General features: G+C 42.2%; 16 protein-coding genes. 7 read left to right on the top strand and 9 right to left on the bottom strand.

Going from position 1 to position 16,495, the window contains the following annotated elements; genetic code table 11:
- Positions 1 to 5 precede the first annotated feature (5 nt).
- The 5 genes from petA to mrdA form a co-directional block, all read right to left on the bottom strand.
- Complete coding sequence (gene petA, locus A1232T_RS07875; RefSeq protein WP_028859265.1) at positions 6 to 590, bottom strand: ubiquinol-cytochrome c reductase iron-sulfur subunit; 585 nt, start codon at positions 588 to 590, stop codon at positions 6 to 8.
- 308 nt (positions 591 to 898) lie between these two features.
- Positions 899 to 1,285, bottom strand: a complete 387-nt coding sequence (gene rpsI, locus A1232T_RS07870) for a 30S ribosomal protein S9 (protein WP_077448907.1) — start codon at positions 1,283 to 1,285, stop codon at positions 899 to 901.
- 21 nt (positions 1,286 to 1,306) lie between these two features.
- Positions 1,307 to 1,735 (bottom strand): 50S ribosomal protein L13, encoded by a 429-nt coding sequence (rplM, locus tag A1232T_RS07865; RefSeq protein WP_028859267.1) that lies wholly within the window; start codon positions 1,733 to 1,735, stop codon positions 1,307 to 1,309.
- Between the two features lie 275 nt (positions 1,736 to 2,010).
- Positions 2,011 to 2,673 (bottom strand): 16S rRNA (guanine(966)-N(2))-methyltransferase RsmD, encoded by a 663-nt coding sequence (gene rsmD / locus A1232T_RS07860; protein WP_077448906.1) that lies wholly within the window; start codon positions 2,671 to 2,673, stop codon positions 2,011 to 2,013.
- A 64-nt stretch (positions 2,674 to 2,737) separates the two neighbouring features.
- Entirely contained in the window at positions 2,738 to 4,726 is a 1,989-nt protein-coding gene (gene mrdA / locus A1232T_RS07855) for a penicillin-binding protein 2 (protein ID WP_077448905.1), read from the bottom strand.
- A gap of 303 nt (positions 4,727 to 5,029) precedes the next feature.
- Between mrdA and A1232T_RS07850 the strand changes: the two genes are divergently transcribed.
- From A1232T_RS07850 to adk, 6 genes are all read left to right on the top strand, one after another.
- On the top strand, positions 5,030 to 6,358 hold the full coding sequence (locus tag A1232T_RS07850) for a DUF445 domain-containing protein (protein WP_077448904.1): 1,329 nt from the start codon (positions 5,030 to 5,032) through the stop codon (positions 6,356 to 6,358).
- Positions 6,359 to 6,832: 474 nt separating this feature from the next.
- The gene (locus A1232T_RS07845) at positions 6,833 to 8,785 is read left to right on the top strand and encodes a heme lyase CcmF/NrfE family subunit (protein WP_077448903.1); all 1,953 of its coding nucleotides are present in this window, start codon (positions 6,833 to 6,835) and stop codon (positions 8,783 to 8,785) included.
- Positions 8,786 to 8,886: 101 nt separating this feature from the next.
- Positions 8,887 to 9,507, top strand: a complete 621-nt coding sequence (locus tag A1232T_RS07840) for a DsbE family thiol:disulfide interchange protein (protein ID WP_077448902.1) — start codon at positions 8,887 to 8,889, stop codon at positions 9,505 to 9,507.
- A gap of 20 nt (positions 9,508 to 9,527) precedes the next feature.
- Positions 9,528 to 10,091: a cytochrome c-type biogenesis protein gene (locus A1232T_RS07835; RefSeq protein ID WP_095532750.1), complete on the top strand. Its 564-nt coding sequence runs from the start codon at positions 9,528 to 9,530 to the stop codon at positions 10,089 to 10,091.
- 102 nt (positions 10,092 to 10,193) lie between these two features.
- On the top strand, positions 10,194 to 11,585 hold the full coding sequence (gene ccmI / locus A1232T_RS07830; protein ID WP_077448900.1) for a c-type cytochrome biogenesis protein CcmI: 1,392 nt from the start codon (positions 10,194 to 10,196) through the stop codon (positions 11,583 to 11,585).
- Between the two features lie 311 nt (positions 11,586 to 11,896).
- Positions 11,897 to 12,550, top strand: a complete 654-nt coding sequence (adk, locus tag A1232T_RS07825) for an adenylate kinase (RefSeq protein ID WP_208606929.1) — start codon at positions 11,897 to 11,899, stop codon at positions 12,548 to 12,550.
- Between the two features lie 332 nt (positions 12,551 to 12,882).
- Here adk and secB read toward each other — a convergent pair whose 3' ends face one another.
- The 4 genes from secB to rsgA all read right to left on the bottom strand — a co-directional run bounded on the left by secB (position 12,883) and on the right by rsgA (position 15,578).
- Positions 12,883 to 13,332 carry a protein-export chaperone SecB gene (secB, locus tag A1232T_RS07820; RefSeq protein ID WP_077448898.1) on the bottom strand — a complete coding sequence of 150 codons (450 nt, stop codon included), beginning with the start codon at positions 13,330 to 13,332 and terminating at the stop codon, positions 12,883 to 12,885.
- Between the two features lie 67 nt (positions 13,333 to 13,399).
- Complete coding sequence (grxC, locus tag A1232T_RS07815) at positions 13,400 to 13,663, bottom strand: glutaredoxin 3 (protein WP_077448897.1); 264 nt, start codon at positions 13,661 to 13,663, stop codon at positions 13,400 to 13,402.
- Between the two features lie 159 nt (positions 13,664 to 13,822).
- Positions 13,823 to 14,251, bottom strand: a complete 429-nt coding sequence (locus A1232T_RS07810; RefSeq protein WP_077448896.1) for a rhodanese-like domain-containing protein — start codon at positions 14,249 to 14,251, stop codon at positions 13,823 to 13,825.
- Between the two features lie 154 nt (positions 14,252 to 14,405).
- Positions 14,406 to 15,578, bottom strand: a complete 1,173-nt coding sequence (rsgA, locus tag A1232T_RS07805) for a ribosome small subunit-dependent GTPase A (RefSeq protein ID WP_077448895.1) — start codon at positions 15,576 to 15,578, stop codon at positions 14,406 to 14,408.
- 291 nt (positions 15,579 to 15,869) lie between these two features.
- Here rsgA and orn point away from each other — a divergent pair, with 291 nt between their 5' ends.
- Entirely contained in the window at positions 15,870 to 16,451 is a 582-nt protein-coding gene (gene orn, locus A1232T_RS07800; RefSeq protein ID WP_077448894.1) for an oligoribonuclease, read from the top strand.
- The last annotated feature ends 44 nt before the right edge of the window (positions 16,452 to 16,495 follow it).

Raw genomic sequence — 16,495 nt, 5'->3', positions numbered from 1 at the left:
CATGATTACGCCTCCCCAACAGTTAAGATAGGACCATCTACGCTGTATTCTGGTACTGGTAAGTTAGTCGGAGCAGGAACACCACTGTACACACGGCCAGCTAGATCGTATTTCGAACCATGGCAAGGACAGAAGAATCCACCGAACCAGCTATTACCACCTAAATCAGCAGCGCCTACTTCTGGACGGTAGTTAGGTGCACACCCTAGGTGGGTACAAACACCTTCTACAACTAAAACGCTAGGCTCACGCGAGCGAGTAGCGTTCTTGGCATATTCAGGCTGTACTGAAGCATCAGAATTCGGATCACTTAGCTGAGGAGTTACCTTCTCTAAGTTAGCCACCATCTCTTCGGTACGCTTAACGACAAATATTGGCTTACCGCGATATTTAACCACAATCATTTGGCCATCTTCGATAGCACTAATGTCTTGTGTTACGGCAGCACCTGCAGCTTCGGCCTTCGCACTTGGATACCAAGAGCGCACGAATGGTGTGGCCACCGAAGCAACCCCAACTGCGCCTATAGCGGCAGTCGAAGCGATCAAAACTCTACGGCGTTTTATGTTGACGCCTTCGGCATGGCTCATTAAAAACTTCCTCCAGATAAAAGTCATGAAACGACGAGGCTTAGTATATAAGTAACTCGCTGCATTTCATACTGGTATGTAAAACCCAATGCAATAAGAAGACAATAACACTGCATTCCATAGGTGTTATTTGTCATTAATAATAAATGTTGGGTTACATTGGCTTTGCCTAATATTACTAATTGTGTCTATTCTAAGCTATTTTAGTAATAAAATAAATTCTCATCTGTAAAAATAAAAAAACCCTTGAGTCAACAAGGGTTTTTTTAATATTAAATAAGCAAATATAACTCTGCCTATAAAATAAATTAACGCTTCGAGAATTGAGGACGTTTACGCGCTTTGCGTAGACCCAATTTCTTACGTTCAACTTGACGTGAGTCACGAGTAACGAAACCAGCTTCTTTAAGAGCAGGCTTTAAAGTTTCGTCAGACTCGATTAGCGCGCGAGTGATACCATGACGGATAGCACCGGCTTGACCATTGATACCACCACCTTTAACAGTAGCGTAGATATCATATGATTCAGCTGAATCAAGTAATTCTAGTGGCTGACGAACAACCATGCGTGAAGTTTCACGACCGAAGTATTCATCAAGTGGTTTGCCGTTTACAACGATGTTACCAGTACCTTTTGATAAAAAAACACGGGCAGTTGACGTTTTACGACGACCAGTTCCGTAATTGCGTTCCATAACTTACTCCTGATTATGCGATTAGATGTCTAGTTCTTTAGGCTGCTGGGCGGCATGTGGATGCTCAGTACCAGCATATAGCTTCAACTTCTTAATGGTAGCATAACCAAGAGGGCCTTTAGGTAACATACCTTTTACGGCTTTCAAAAGAACTTCTTCTGGCTTATGAGCGATTAACTTAGTGAAGTTAGTCTCTTTAATGCCGCCAGGGTAGCCACTGTGACGATAGTATTTTTTGTCTTGGGCTTTCTTACCAGTTACAGCAATCTTGTCTGCATTGATAACAACGATATAATCGCCAGTATCTACGTGCGGAGTGAAAGATGGCTTATGCTTACCGCGAAGGCGATGAGCGATTTGAGTGGCAAGACGACCTAAAGTTTTACCTTCAGCATCGACGATATACCAGTCGTGAGTAACCTCAGCGGGCTTTGCACTTTGTGTTTTCATGATTAAACCTTAAGTTATCGAGTGAAACAGTTATCTGTGAAACAGGTTAACTGCTTCACTGTCGTTGAGAGTGTTGGGGGAAACGGGGCTCTCAAAAAACAGACGCACATTGTAGTCATTGCCTACAAAAAAAGCAATATAAGATTGTAAATAGAGGGCTTTATTTCATTAAAAGCTATTTAGCCGAGCTATAAACTTATTTATTGTACAAATTATAGTCTATATTAAGAGAGTAGAGGCGATATATTTAGAGGCAGTATCTTTATTGTCAGAGACTAGATTTGCTCTATCTGCAGCAAAGTTGCATAAACTTGGCCTATTTTAGTCTCTTTAAGCACAGTATAGTCATAAGGTAGCTGCTGCAAAGTTTGACTCAGCTCTCGTTTGTCTTCTAAATAAAATAAAGTCTGTGAGTTCGCCAGTTTATGCTTAATGAGCAGATCGATCATAGGCACCCATAAATCAAGGTCATAAGGAGGATCTACATAGACAATATGATAGCAAATGGCCTTATCAATAGAATTTTGCACAGATAAGGTGGGGATTTTTTCTAACGCATCTCCCACAGACACTCGAAAGCAGTCATTTGGAAGCTTAAGCTTTTGTGCCGTTTGAGATATTAAAGAGGCTTGATTGGGCTGAAGTTCAATAAAATCGACCCAACTTGCGCCGCGGGATAAGGCTTCAAAACCTAAAACGCCGCTACCAGCACATAGGTCTAAAACATAGGCATCATGAAGCTCAAACTGAATCCAGTTAAATAAAGTCTCTCTTAATCTATCAGGGCTAGGTCGCAGGCCATCCGCATCTATAAAAGGCACTAGCTGGCGTCGAAACTGACCTCCTATGATGCGGACCTGACCCGTTGCCCTGGCTTTACCTTTGGTAGAGCGTCTTGAGTCAGCAGCTTTGTGGGGACGGTTTCGTTTCGCGTTCATTACCTTCGCCTTATAACTTAGCTTTGTAAACAGTAAATTTAAGTGCTTTTTGACACAAGGGCCTTTAGGTTTCTGAGCTTGTCTCAGGCTTATTGGCCTCAGCTTCTTCTGCCTCTTTTTCTAAAGCCTCTTGTGCCTCTCGCTCAGCGTCTAGTAGCGCTTTGGCGGCTGCTTTTTCTGCTCTAATGACTTCTAGCTCTTCAGGGCTAGGAGGAACGAGCGGGTTGTTTGGTCGACGCAGCATCCAGTAGTCAAATAGGGCACGACCAATAGGAGCAGCGGTTGAGCTTCCGCCACCGCCGTTTTCTACTAGGACTGCAACAGCGATTTGTGGGTCCTCAACAGGGGCAAAGCCAGTAAACCAGGCATGGTCCCAGTGACGCTTATCTAAAGCCGCTTTGTTATAGCTTTTACCTTGAGCAATAGATTTAACCTGAGCAGTACCCGTTTTACCGGCAATACGATAGCGATTGGTATAAATACCTCTACCTGTGCCTCGCTTAATGGTTTCTTCCATTGCATCACGCATCTTTAACCAGTCAGCTTCAGACCCATTAAACTCAATCGTACCTGTGGGTCTATCGATAGGATGAACCTCAGCTGCGCCCTCAGAGCGTTTTAGCATATGCGGAGTTAGCTTTTTACCTAAGTTGGCAGTCATCGCTGTTGCATTAGCAACTTGTAAGGGGGTGGCTAAGAAGTAACCTTGACCAATACTGACTGAAATAGTCTCACCCGGCAGCCAAGATTTGTCATAAGTATCCATCTTCCACTTCGGTGAGGGCATGACCCCTGATTTTTCATTGGGCAAATCAATACCTGTCGGGCTACCAAATCCGAAGCGAACCATCCAGTCATGTAAGCGCTGGATACCCATCTGATAAGACAGTTTGTAGTAGTAAGTATCGACCGACATGACAATGGATTTGGTCAGGTTAACCGTACCATGGCCACCTCTTTTCCAGTCACGGAATCGGTGACTGTCCCCTGGCAGTGTGAAATAACCCGGGTCATAAATGGTGTCATTCCAGCCCATTAATCCATAATGAATCGCCCCCAATCCCTCAAACGGCTTGATAGTAGAAGCAGGGGGATACATGCCTTGCAGCGCTCGGTTATATAAAGGCTGGTCGGGGTCATCGCGCAGGGCGCCATAATCTTTAAATGAAATACCTGAGATGAACGGGTTTGGGTCAAAGCTTGGGTTACTAACGAAAGCTAGGACATCTCCGTTTTGCGGATCAATAGCGACAATCGCACCTCGGCGACCATTTAGCTGGTCTTGGGCTATTTTTTGGAGCCCGTAATCTAAGCTTAGGTAAATGTCATTACCTGGCACTGGGGGCGTGTTATCTAATTTGCGTAAAATATCGCCATGAACGTTGGTTTCAACGGCTTGGTGACCTGCTTTACCTAACAGTAAATCCTCATAGTATTTTTCAATACCAATTTTGCCAATAAGGTCTGTGCCCGCATAGCGCTCTTTATCAATCTCTTTAGACTCTTTGTCATTAATACGGCCCACATAGCCAATCACATGAGCAAATAGTTCGTCATGAGGGTAGCTACGAGTCAGCTTACTTTGGATACTTACCCCTTTAAAAAAGGGCTTGCGCTCACTAAACTGAGCCATCTGCTGATCATTAATACCAATTTTAATGGTCACTGGGTCGTTTTTACTTTGCTCTATACGAGCCAAAATATCGACAATATCTTCTTCAGTTAAGTCAAAAATTGGCGTCAACAGCTCAAGGGTACGCTTTGGATCTTGTACCTCGTCAGGGCTGAGCATTGCAGTAAATACGGGTTTGTTATCCGCTAGCAAATGACCGTTTCTGTCATAAATATAGCCCCGAGAAGGGGGGTCGGATATTAGTTTAACTCGGTTGTTCTCAGCTTGAGTGGTATATTTTTCGTGAGAATATACTTGTAAAAACCAATAGCGAGCCATTAGTCCTGAGAGACCTAAGAATATAAATAACGCAGCAAACAAAATGCGGTTTAAAAAACTGCGATTTTCTTGGCTAGTATCTGAAGATAAGGGTTGTTTCATTAAGTTTATATACTTAGCAGGATGAAGAAAGAAAATACGGCTTAAAAGGGGAGGTGGTTTGTAAAAGCGACCAGTTCTAGCAATTATATCACAACAAATCAAAGCTCATTGTAGTGGTCAATGATTTTTAGTGCAGGGAAAACTATTGCAGTTTAGACATATATCAAGCTATTATCAGGTCTCACTAGGACCGGTGAGTTGATTTAAGTAAATCTATAGCTAGTGTGTTAGAATCCTGCACACTGACACCACAACAACATGGAAATAGGTTCCTTTAACCTAAGTATAAGTGATATATCCAACATGTTCTCTTCTATCTGGCAAGTCTTAAGCGCGCATCCTGAATTTTTTGCAATGTTAACCATTCCATTTGTAACGGCATTCGTTACATGGGCGCACGTTTGGATGGCTTTGAAAATGTTGTTTTACCCTATTAAATTCTGGGGTATCAAGATTCCAAACTTGCCTTATGGTTGGCAAGGTCTTGGCTGGCAAGGCATTGTGCCAGCGAAAGCCGGTAAGATTTCAGGCGTAATCGTTGATCAGACATTATCAAAGCTAGGGTCACTCGATGAGTTCTTCAAGGCGATGGAGCCTGAAGAAATGGCTGATTTTATTACTAAGACGGTCGATGCCAATCTTGAGCAGCTTATTGATGAGATTATGAATGAGCGCTCTGCCACGCTGTGGAGCAACTTACCTTATGCCTTAAAGCGCCGTATCTATGGCTATGCCCATGAGCAGCTACCCACTATTATGAGAGAACTGGTGGTTGATCTGACTCTGAATGTTGAAGAGCTGGTCGATATGCGTCAGATGATCGTGCGTACTATGGAAAATGACCGCCGTTTGATGGTCAATATGTTCTTAAAAGTGGGTCAAAAAGAGATCAACTTTATTTGGCATATTAGTGCGCTGATTGGGTTTATCTTTGGTATCGTGCAAATGTTTATTTATTTGCTAGTTCCTCAGCACTGGACGGTGCCTTTCTTTGCGGCGATTTGGGGCTTTTTAACCAACTGGATTGCTATTTGGATGGTATTTAACCCAGTTGATCCCAAACCTATCAAATATATTCGACTATTTAAGCGGGTAGACGGCTTCCCGTTTATTGTGCCAGTATTACCTCGTATTGATACTTATTATTGGCAAGGCGGCTTTATGAAGCGTCAGCCAGAAGTTTCTGAGGTTTTTGCGGCCATTGTGGTGCAAGAGCTGGTGACCTTAGAGAACATCATGAATGAGATGATGTATGGACCCAAAGCTGCCGAGACCCGCAACTTAATGAAAGGTCATTTATATGGTGTTCTAGAATCTCCTGTCGTGAGTACTACTTTACGTGTAGGCTTGGGTAGACGTGAATTTGGTCAGCTGAAAAATACCATTATTAATAAGTCAATTGATGCCACTATGGTGCCCATTCGTGACCCTGAGTTGAATGAAAGTCGGGCCAATAAGATTTATGGGTTATTCTGTGAGCGTATTAAGGCACTAACTTCACGTGAGTTCCAAAACCTATTACGTCCTGCATTCAGAGAAGATGAAACGACTTTGATTATCTTGGGTGGATTGACAGGTTTCTTAGCTGGTTGGTTGCATTTAATATTAGTATTTTTCCCAGTGAGCGGATAAAGTGCTAAAATATGCAGATTAGCTGAAGCTATCTATATAATTATCGATACTATACAATATGACTATATATTAAATTGTATATGGATATACCAACTTTGATGTACAAGTTAAAGTAAAGCCACTCTGTAGTTTGAGTGGCTTTATTCGTAAAGATATAGTAAAAAAAACTTAATAGACAATAAATAGCATCTAAGCAAATTGATTTTGAGTCACAAGCAGTAATTAAGCAGTATAAGGTTTTAGCCCTGGTAACTCATAAAGGGGCTGTGCCTAACGCAATGAATGACCAAAGCAAAAAGTAAATGATGACTTATCGATGAACCACGGTAAGACGAAAATTAGATTTGAGTTTAGATCCTGTTATTTGAAACAATAGGTTTTAATAAATATTTATACGCTTACTAGAATAGGGGTTGCCTCTAGCAGCTCCTACCAAGCTTAAGCAACAGCATAGTAGTATTAGGGCGAGCGAATATGGTAATTACTGAGCTAGGATATTTTGCATTAGTTGCATCAATGATTTTGGCTTTACTGCAAGTGGTGCTGCCGACCATTGGTATTGCACGAAATCAAAGTCATTTGCAACGTTTGGCACCAAGCTTGGCTTGGGCACAATTCGTCGCAGTGTTCGTATCTTTTTTGACACTCATGGCTGGCTTCTTCTACAACGACTTTACGTTGGTCTATGTGGCTCAGCACTCAAACTCACTATTGCCTTGGTACTATAAGTTATCAGCGACCTGGGGTGGCCACGAAGGCTCTTTGTTATTGTGGGTCACTATCTTAGCAGGTTGGTCGGCTATGGTGGCTTGGTTTAGCCGTGGTTTACCGCTAAATATGCGCGCTAGGGTATTGGTGATATTAGCTGCTATACAGCTGATGATGTTAGCCATGCTTATTTTCACCTCATCGCCTTTTGAGCGTACCTTACCTAACGTGCCAGTAGATGGGGCAGACTTAAACCCGCTACTACAAGACCCGGGTCTAATTTTCCACCCTCCTATGCTGTATATGGGTTATGTCGGCATGGCGGTTCCTTTTGCCTTTTGTATGGCGGCATTGTGGGCTGGTCGACTTGATGCGGTATGGACCCGATGGTCTCGCCCTTGGGCACTAGCGGCTTGGGGCTTTTTAACCTTAGGTATCGCTTTAGGTTCATGGTGGGCTTACTATGAGCTTGGCTGGGGTGGCTGGTGGTTCTGGGATCCAGTGGAAAACGCTTCGCTTATGCCTTGGCTGGCTTGTACGGCATTAATTCACTCATTAGCAGTTACTGAGAAGCGAGGTGTATTCAAAGCGTGGACCATCATGCTGTCTATCTTCGCTTTCGCTTTAAGCTTATTAGGAACCTTCTTAGTACGTTCAGGGGTAATCACCTCTGTTCACTCTTTTGCCGCAGACCCGACTCGTGGTTTGGCTATTTTAGCTATTTTAGGCGTGGTTATTGGCTCAGGTCTAATTGTCTTTGCTTTACGTGGCTGGCGTTTAACCGTTGAGAGTAACTACGGCCTTAAGTCGCGCGAGACACTTCTAGTTATTAATAACATCGTCATACTAGTGGCCACATTAGTGGTGCTGCTAGGCACGTTGTATCCCATTATCGCTGACTTCTTTAATTTAGGTCAGGTATCGGTAGGCCCTCCATACTTCAACGCGCTATTTGTTCCTTTAACTTGGTTGCTATTATTGACCATGGGTATGGGCTCTAACCTGCGCTGGAAACAGGACAAGCGTCCTTTATTGGGCATAACGCTGACTATTTTGGTGAGCAGTGCTTTATTGGCCGCTATCGTTACTTACTTATTTACTCAAAGCTTAAATCTACAAATTGTGGTTACCAGCTTATTGTGCCTATGGGTACTGGGGTGGATAATTTACGATATCAAAGATAAAACCAAACATGCGACAAGCTTAGGTAAAGGTATCAAGCGCTTAAAAGCTCACTATTGGGGCATGCAAATTGCTCATATTGGGGTGCTTATCGTATCACTAGGAATAGGGATAACGAGTGCGTTAAGTATCGAAAAAGACGTAGCGATGACCGTTGGAGATACGGTTGAAATCAAAGACTACGATTTCACTTTAGTTGAATTCGATGAGGTGCGTGGTAAGAACTATGATGCTACTCAGGCTGAAATTAAGGTAGAAAAAGACGGTAAGTATGTCACTACTTTATACCCACAAAAACGTAATTATGTGGTGAGTAGTATGCCAATGACTGAAGCGGGTATCCAAACCACCTTCTTCCGCGATCTTTATGTCGCTTTGGGTGAGCCTATTGATGATAATGATCCTGATGGAAGTTGGGCGGTACGTATTTATGTTAAGCCGATGATTGCTTGGCTATGGACCGGATCCATCGTTATGGCATTAGGGGCGCTTATTAGTATGCTTGATCGTCGCTATCGCCTAAAAAAATCTTCATAGACGCTGTTGCCGATAATCGTGATCAAATATTGATTATCGGCAAAAGTGGTCTAGGATAACAGCAAAAAACTGGTGCAAAATTTGTATTGAGGATATGGTAAATGTCTGACCCATTAATGAGTAAGTCACAGTTTAAGATTTGGTTTTTAATTCCCCTGATTGTTTTCTTAGGTCTTATTGTTATGTTCTTTGCCAGATTAGGTAAGGACACTAACGTGGTATTTGATAATGCATTAAACCGACCTGTTCCAGAGTTTGATCTGCCGCTATTGTCTAATCCTGAGACCAATGTAACCAATGCTGACTTACCAAAAACCCCTTTTATTATTAATGTATGGGGTTCTTGGTGTCCTACTTGTTACGAAGAGCATCCGTTCTTTATGGAGCTGCATGAGCAGCAGGTACCTATAGTCGGCGTTAACTACAAAGATGAGCTCGACAATGCTCATGAGTATATCCGAAACGGCGGCGACCCTTATGTGTTTAGCTTTAGAGACTATGATGGCAGCTTTGCTATTGATTTGGGGCTAACAGGTGCTCCTGAAAGTTTTATCGTTGATACACAAGGCAATATTCGTCAGCATATCGTGGGTGAAGTTAGCGCAGAAAACTGGCAGTCTAGAATTAAGCCTTGTATGGATGTCCTAACAGAGCTGGGTCAAAATCAAGTGGCTTTAGATGGCCCAGATATCACTAAGCAAATTGCTGAGGTGTGTAAATGATTACAATAAAGGCAAGCTCAATGTCAGCAATAACAAAGCGTCTTAGTGCCTTATTTAAAGTGTTGGCCTTGATAGTTACCTTAGGCTCAGTGAGCAGCTTGTCACAGGCTGCCATTGAGGTATTTGAGTTTGATAACCCAAGACAAGAAGCACAATACCAAGCTTTGATTGAAGAGTTTCGTTGCCCGAAATGCCAAAACCAAAACTTAGCCGGTTCAGATTCTGTTATCTCTCAAGATCTAAAACGCAAAACTTATGACATGGTTATGGCAGGCCAGTCAGATGCTCAGATACGAGAGTATATGTATGAGCGTTATGGCGACTTTATCAGTTATAAGCCGCCGGTTCGTCCGTCAACTTGGATTTTATGGTACTTCCCACCGGTGATTTTATTATTGTTAATAGTAGGCTGGTTGATGCGTACTAAAGCCAATAATAAAAAACAAGTCAGTACAGTACAAAGCGGTGCTAGCAATGATATTGACTTAGATAACCTAGGCTCTAACTTAAGTGAGGAAGAAGCGCAAAAGCTTAAAGCGTTGCTTAAAGAGCACAGTAACGACAATCTAAGTGATAAAAAATAATCAGACGCTAGCCGTTTTTATATCGAAAATTTAAGTTAAGCAGTGAAGTTTTGCTGTCACCACCAATTGCGGTTTATATCTCAACTTGTAAGGAGTTAAATCATGCCAACGTTAGTGATTTTTGTCGCGCTGGCAATTTTATTGGCAATAATATTAGCGATTATCGTGCTTATGCCATGGTTGCGAGTGGATAAGTCTGCTCAAAACGATCAGCTAATAGCGCTTAATGTTGAGGTATTTAAAGAGCGACTGGAAGAATTAAAAGCTGACTTTAATGCCGGAGCAATGACTGAGTCGGAGTTTAAAACTCAAAAGACAGAGCTTGAGCGTCAGCTATTATTGGCCAGTGATGACAAAAATAGTGTGGTGTTGAATGAAGGTCTTAAAGAAGAGAACTTCACCAGCGCAGAGCTGTCAAAAGCCAAGCGTGAGCAGCAATTTACTCGCAGTGGTAAAGCGCGCTTAACACTGCTTCTGTGTGTGCCTACCTTAATGATACTAGGCTACTTCTTGGCAGGGGATAGATCTCCAGTGGTCAATCTATGGCAAGCACAAGACAAGGTGGGCCAGGTGGCTGATGATCTGTTAACCGGTAAGATTGATGCTCCGCCAGAGTGGGCTATCGAAGATTCAGTTGGCTTAATGGGCGCTATTCAGACTAACGTGCATCATCATGCTCACGATCCTATGCGCTGGATGCGACTGTCAGATATATTATTGGCTTTTGAAGCCAACGAACAAGCCAAAGAAGCACAGGCTCGTGCTTATCGCTTGGCGCCTGAAGATGAAAACATTGCAGTTAGTTATGCTCAGACTAACTTCTTTACCAGTGGTGGCATGTTAGATGCCAGTAGCCGCAAAGCCTTGGAAGGGGTTCTGCAAAACAATCCAGAGCACCAAGGGGCTCAAATGCTGATGGCGATGGGTGAGGCGCGTTCAGGTAACTATCAGCAAGCTCAAGCCTGGGTAGAAAGATTAAAAGCAGGTATTATGGCTAGAGATGGCGACCACAGCGAAGCTTTAAGCAGCTTAGAGGAGTTAAGCCGTAATATTGCCCAGCAGCAGCAAGCCAGTTTATCTGCAGCAGATCAAGGTACAACTGCCGTTGCTACTCAGACTGTCGCTGTAACCGTGACCCTAAACCCAAGTCTGGCTCCGTTATTAGCACCCTCAGATATTTTGTTTGTGACGATTCAGCAAGCTTCAGGCGGTGCACCATTAGCAGTTAAGCGTTTGCCGGCTTCAGAGCTAGCAAATGCAGCCAACGGCTTTAATATCGAGCTGAGTGATGAAGATGCCATGATGCCAACCCAAACTTTGTCTAAAGCGATGCAGCAAGGTCAACAGTTGGTGTTAAAAGCTAGAGTAAGTAAATCAGGGCAAGCCATGCAAGAAGCTGGTGATTTGGCCGCTAATGACTTACCGCTCAACTATCAAGACAATACTGACAGTAAGCTTAAAGTGACTACTGAAATTAATAAACAGTTGCCTTAATTTATTGATAACACTGTATTAATGACGATTATCTGAAGTTTGTTTGACTACTAAGTTTTACTTATAGCGGTATTTATTATTAAAATAGCTTGAGCTTTTTTTCATCTCAATGTAAGGTATTTGTGCTTAATACAACAGTCAAACAAGACTTGTCTGAGGCGTCATTGCTTGTAACCACCTAATGAATTAACCCTAATCAGGGCTAGGGCTTGTGGTTACCATTTATTGTCATTTAAGACATATTATTATTTAAGACGCTTATTTTTTAAGATGATTTTTCATCGACACAATTCAAGAGGATTACCACTATGATGCGTATTATTTTGCTAGGGCCTCCAGGGGCAGGTAAAGGAACCCAAGCACAGTTCATATCTAAAGAATATGATATTCCACAAATTTCAACGGGTGATATGCTACGTGCTGCTATCAAAGAAGGTACAGAGCTAGGCAAAAAAGCTGAAGGCATCATGAAGTCAGGTGGTTTAGTCTCTGATGATCTAATCATCAATTTGGTTAAAGAGCGTATTGAGAAGCCAGACTGTGCAAATGGTTGCATCTTCGATGGTTTCCCACGCACTATCCCTCAAGCAGAAGCTTTAATTGAAGCGGGTGTTGATATCGACCATGTGGTTGAAATCAGTGTGCCAGATGATGAAATCGTTTCTCGTTTATCAGGTCGTCGTCAGCATCCAGGCTCTGGCCGTGTCTATCACCTAAAATACAATCCACCTAAGCAAGAAGGCTTAGATGATGTTACTGGTGAGCCACTAATCCAGCGTGAAGATGATAAAGAAGAGACCATTCGTGACCGTCTGGCTACTTATCATGAGCAAACTTCTACTTTGGTTGGTTTCTATCAAAACAAAACAAAAGAAGATGCCAATGCTCCTAAGTATCATCAGTTTGATGGCACTAAAGATATCGAAGTGGTTAAAGAAAATATCCTTAGCGCCCTTAAAGGCTAGTTTACTACTGAATCAAAGTTAAAGATTTAGTTTATAAACTACGAAAAGCCCCGCAATCTATTTAGATTGGGGGTTTTTTTATTGAGTTTAATAAATCAAAGATAGTCAAAGATAGTCAAAGATAGTCAAAGATAGTCAAAGGTATTAAAAGAGGGGATGCAGGTGAGTTTATGCCTGTAAATTTTGTACAAGTAAATAGATAGATGTGTACTAGTAAATTTGTACCAGTAAATAGAATAGGCTAGCCTATATTGAGGGCATAAAAAAAGCCACTATAAACGACTTATAGTGGCTTTTATAAGACCAACCAAATGGCCGATAATCACAAAGGATTATGCGTTGCCTGAACCGTCAGCAGCTTGCTGTTGGCTTTGAGCATAGGCTTGGTCGAAGTTAACTGGGGCTAACAGTAACTGTGGGAAGCTACCACGAGTTACGATATCACTGATAACTTCACGTGCGTATGGGAACAAAATGTTAGGGCAGTAAGCGCCTAAGATTTGGCCAATTTGATCTTCAGGGATATCTTTGATTAAGAAGATACCGGCTTGATGAACTTCAGCGATAAAGGCTGCAGAACCTGCGTTTTGAGCATTTACAGTTACGGTTAGAACCACTTGATAATGGTCCTCATCTAATGGCTCAGCGTTAGTCGCTAGATTAATATCTAACTCTGGTTGCCATTCTTTAGTAAATACATCAGCACCAGCTACTTCAAGTGACATGTCTTTAACATAAATACGCTCAAGGGCTAGTTGAGGTTGTGCTTGTTGTTCAGCCATGAAAAATATCCTTTTTTAAAGTTAAATTTTATGATTATAAAATTATAAAGCCACCAAATGCACAACATTAAGCATTTAGCATTTCATCAAGTTTGCCACTTTCATTCAAAGCGTTTAGCTCATCAAAGCCACCAACGAAAGTTTCGCCAACAAAGATTTGTGGAACGGTTCTGTAGTTGTTGGTTTTTTTCATTAAAGCCATACGCTCATCAGAACTCATATCATGCATACCAATTTCTTTGTACTCGATGCCTTTTGATTTTAAAAGCTGTTTGGCGTTTGAGCAGTAAGGGCAAATAGGGGTTGTATATACAGTAACAGGAGCAGTCATGAGTAATCCTTTTATTTATATGAAATATTTATTGGTGTAGCTTTTAAAGTCAATTGTACCAAAACACCGTTCTTTATAATTAAGGGTTTATCTGGCATTTTGTACCGGATATATTACTTAATGTGTGCAGGGTATCGTATAGTAACCACAGTCTGCAAGTTATTTGGCTTTGGCTTTTCCGTCTACGGTCTTAGATTTTTTTACAGTGGCTCCAACCAGTGGCATGCCTGCTGCTTGCCAACCGCCGATACCGCCATCAAGACGGAATACGTTTGGTTTTCCAATCAGTTGTACCGCAGCACCTGCTTGAATACCCATATCACAAACCACGACAACCGGAGCTTCAATAGCTCTGATTTCTTCTAAACGGTCTTTTAATTGGGTGAATGGAATATTACGGCTACCTTGGATATAACCTGTCTCAAACTTTTTCTTAGCACGAATATCAATAATTTGTGCATTTTGGGAGTTAACTAAGGTACCTAAAGTATTGGGTGAAACTTTTTTACCACTGCGTTGGTTTTCAACCGTGAAAAATAAAAAGATAAGTACAGCCAAAACACCAAATAAGACAGGGTGGTTACCCATAAATTCAAGCCAACGATCTAGTGACAAAACACTTCTCCAGTAAAATTTTTATGGCGATTATTATAACGTGATAAGCGTTAGAATGCATTAAAGACAATAGAGAATTCCTAACTTAGCGGTTAGAAATCCCTATTTAAAGTATTTGAGTCAATATCTAATAAGTGGGGGTGTCTGCTTCTGCTTGCAAGGTCACCAAGCTCTCGACTCGGCGCTGCATGACTTTACCCTCAGCTACCGCTTCCCACAAGGCACAACCCTTACTATTATGGGTGTGTTTGCAGTCTCTAAACTGACAGTCGCCCGCTAAAGGATACAGCTCAACAAAGCCGGCAATGATATCGTCCGGAGTTAAGTGCCAAATGCCGTACTCGCGAATGCCTGGGGTATCGACAATACCGCCTTGGGTCAGATCTTCAGGATTAAAAGGCAATAAGCGACTGGTTGTCGTGGTGTGTTGACCCAGTTTTGAGTTGGTAGAGATCACATTTACGCTTTGATCAGAGTTGGGCAGTAAGGCATTAACTAAGGTGCTTTTACCGACCCCTGATTGACCGGCAAAAATTACCAGCTTGTCTTTTATTTGTTGCTGCAGATCGGTTAGTCCCAATTCAGCTTGCTGCTGTAAAGGCTCGATATCTGTCAGCTTGGCACTGTCTATGGCTTGCTTGCTATTACTCTGAGTAGGATTGAGTAAAATGTTTTCAGGACAGGGGGCGGCTGTTAACACTGCCTCATAGCCCAAGCTTTGATATTCATTAAGCAAGTTTTTAGTAAAAGCATAGTCTTCAATAGCCAGTAAGTCTGCTTTGTTTAATACCAAAAGCGGCTTAACATCGGCATGATGGCAGACCACCAGATAACGGTCGATAAGATTAGGAGCAGCGGCAGGGAGTGGGGCAAAGACAATGGCCAAAATATCAACGTTGGCCGCCACCGGCTTGAGTTTATGGTATCGGTCTGGACGAGACACTAAGGAAGTACGCGGCTGAACGGATTCGATACGGCCAAAGCCCGTATTGGGGTCAGCTACCCAGCGCACCTTATCTCCCGTCGCTAACATGGGTAAGTTGGTGCGGACATGACAGCGCCAAATATCGCCTAACTCGATGGCCTGCCAAAATGGCTCAGGCTCACCTTCAGCCACAACAGGCGGGTTTGGAATGATAGCGGGCAGTGAGGTGACTTGAACCTCTAGCTGTTTGCCATAATGAGCCATCACCACGCCATCCATCAAGCTACCATCAATTGACTCTTGTTGCTGAGCTTGTTGTTTATCAATTCGTCTAAGTTGTTGCTTGGTTAGCTTACGTTGTCGTATCAAAGCCATAAATTCAAGTTACCTGTAATATTAAGTGTGCTGAAGTAAGCGCAAGGGTTACTAAAAACAGTGACAGTGAGTATCAGAGTGTCTAGGATATAGTTTATTGGGCGCTGGTACAATAAATTCAAAGTTTACGTGTTATATTGCGCGAATAGTTAAGGTGTCAGGTGTTAAATTTGTTACCATAGTCAGATTGAGTAGTCTGCCTATTTGCAGATCATAATAAAGGACTTAGTTGCCTACAATTAACTCTATTTTTTATCTATCTTTATGAACTAAAAGTGTCTAGGAAGTATTATGAGTGATCATCCCAATAAAATTAAAATTAAAAACCAAGGTAAAAAAGGTCTTATCTGGATTGATTTAGAGATGACTGGTTTAGATACCATGAATGACGATATTATTGAGATTGCGACCATCGTCACTGATGAAGACTTAAATGTGCTCGCTGAAGGCCCAGTATTTGCTATTAAGGTTTCTGACCAAAAACTAAATGCTATGGATGATTGGAATACCAAGCAACATGGTCAGTCGGGGCTAATTGATCGAGTGCGCCGTAGTACTGTGACTCTTGAGCAGGCCGAAAAAGAAACGATTGAGTTTTTGAATAAATGGGTAGATGAAGGGAAATCTCCCATGTGTGGTAACTCAATTTGCCAAGACAGACGTTTTTTAGCGCGTCAGATGCCTCAGTTAGAGCGCTTCTTCCATTATCGTAACTTGGATGTCTCTTCTATCAAAGAGCTGTGCTATCGCTGGCGTCCTGATATCCTAAAAGGGGTAGAGAAGACCGGCAGTCACTTGGCTATGGATGACATTCGTGACTCGATTCGTGAGCTTAAGCACTATCGTCAGCACTTCTTCAAGCTATTAGACTAATACTGTCTCTATGTGATTTATCTATTAGTATCAATGGGATACTC

Source organism: Psychrobacter pasteurii (genome assembly GCF_900162815.1).
Taxonomy (GTDB): Bacteria; Pseudomonadota; Gammaproteobacteria; order Pseudomonadales; family Moraxellaceae; genus Psychrobacter; species Psychrobacter pasteurii.
Note: the sequence above shows the minus strand (reverse complement) of the source record. Positions and strands in the feature narration are given on the sequence as shown.

Bases quoted from the DNA above. Each gene is read 5' to 3' on its own strand.
- petA (WP_028859265.1), bottom strand. From the start codon at position 590: ATGAGCCATGCCGAAGGCGTCAACATAAAACGCCGTAGAGTTTTGATC.
- rpsI (WP_077448907.1), bottom strand. From the start codon at position 1,285: ATGGAACGCAATTACGGAACTGGTCGTCGTAAAACGTCAACTGCCCGT.
- rplM (WP_028859267.1), bottom strand. From the start codon at position 1,735: ATGAAAACACAAAGTGCAAAGCCCGCTGAGGTTACTCACGACTGGTAT.
- rsmD (WP_077448906.1), bottom strand. From the start codon at position 2,673: ATGAACGCGAAACGAAACCGTCCCCACAAAGCTGCTGACTCAAGACGC.
- mrdA (WP_077448905.1), bottom strand. From the start codon at position 4,726: ATGAAACAACCCTTATCTTCAGATACTAGCCAAGAAAATCGCAGTTTT.
- A1232T_RS07850 (WP_077448904.1), top strand. From the start codon at position 5,030: ATGTTCTCTTCTATCTGGCAAGTCTTAAGCGCGCATCCTGAATTTTTT.
- A1232T_RS07845 (WP_077448903.1), top strand. From the start codon at position 6,833: ATGGTAATTACTGAGCTAGGATATTTTGCATTAGTTGCATCAATGATT.
- A1232T_RS07840 (WP_077448902.1), top strand. From the start codon at position 8,887: ATGTCTGACCCATTAATGAGTAAGTCACAGTTTAAGATTTGGTTTTTA.
- A1232T_RS07835 (WP_095532750.1), top strand. From the start codon at position 9,528: ATGTCAGCAATAACAAAGCGTCTTAGTGCCTTATTTAAAGTGTTGGCC.
- ccmI (WP_077448900.1), top strand. From the start codon at position 10,194: ATGCCAACGTTAGTGATTTTTGTCGCGCTGGCAATTTTATTGGCAATA.
- adk (WP_208606929.1), top strand. From the start codon at position 11,897: ATGCGTATTATTTTGCTAGGGCCTCCAGGGGCAGGTAAAGGAACCCAA.
- secB (WP_077448898.1), bottom strand. From the start codon at position 13,332: ATGGCTGAACAACAAGCACAACCTCAACTAGCCCTTGAGCGTATTTAT.
- grxC (WP_077448897.1), bottom strand. From the start codon at position 13,663: ATGACTGCTCCTGTTACTGTATATACAACCCCTATTTGCCCTTACTGC.
- A1232T_RS07810 (WP_077448896.1), bottom strand. From the start codon at position 14,251: ATGGGTAACCACCCTGTCTTATTTGGTGTTTTGGCTGTACTTATCTTT.
- rsgA (WP_077448895.1), bottom strand. From the start codon at position 15,578: ATGGCTTTGATACGACAACGTAAGCTAACCAAGCAACAACTTAGACGA.
- orn (WP_077448894.1), top strand. From the start codon at position 15,870: ATGAGTGATCATCCCAATAAAATTAAAATTAAAAACCAAGGTAAAAAA.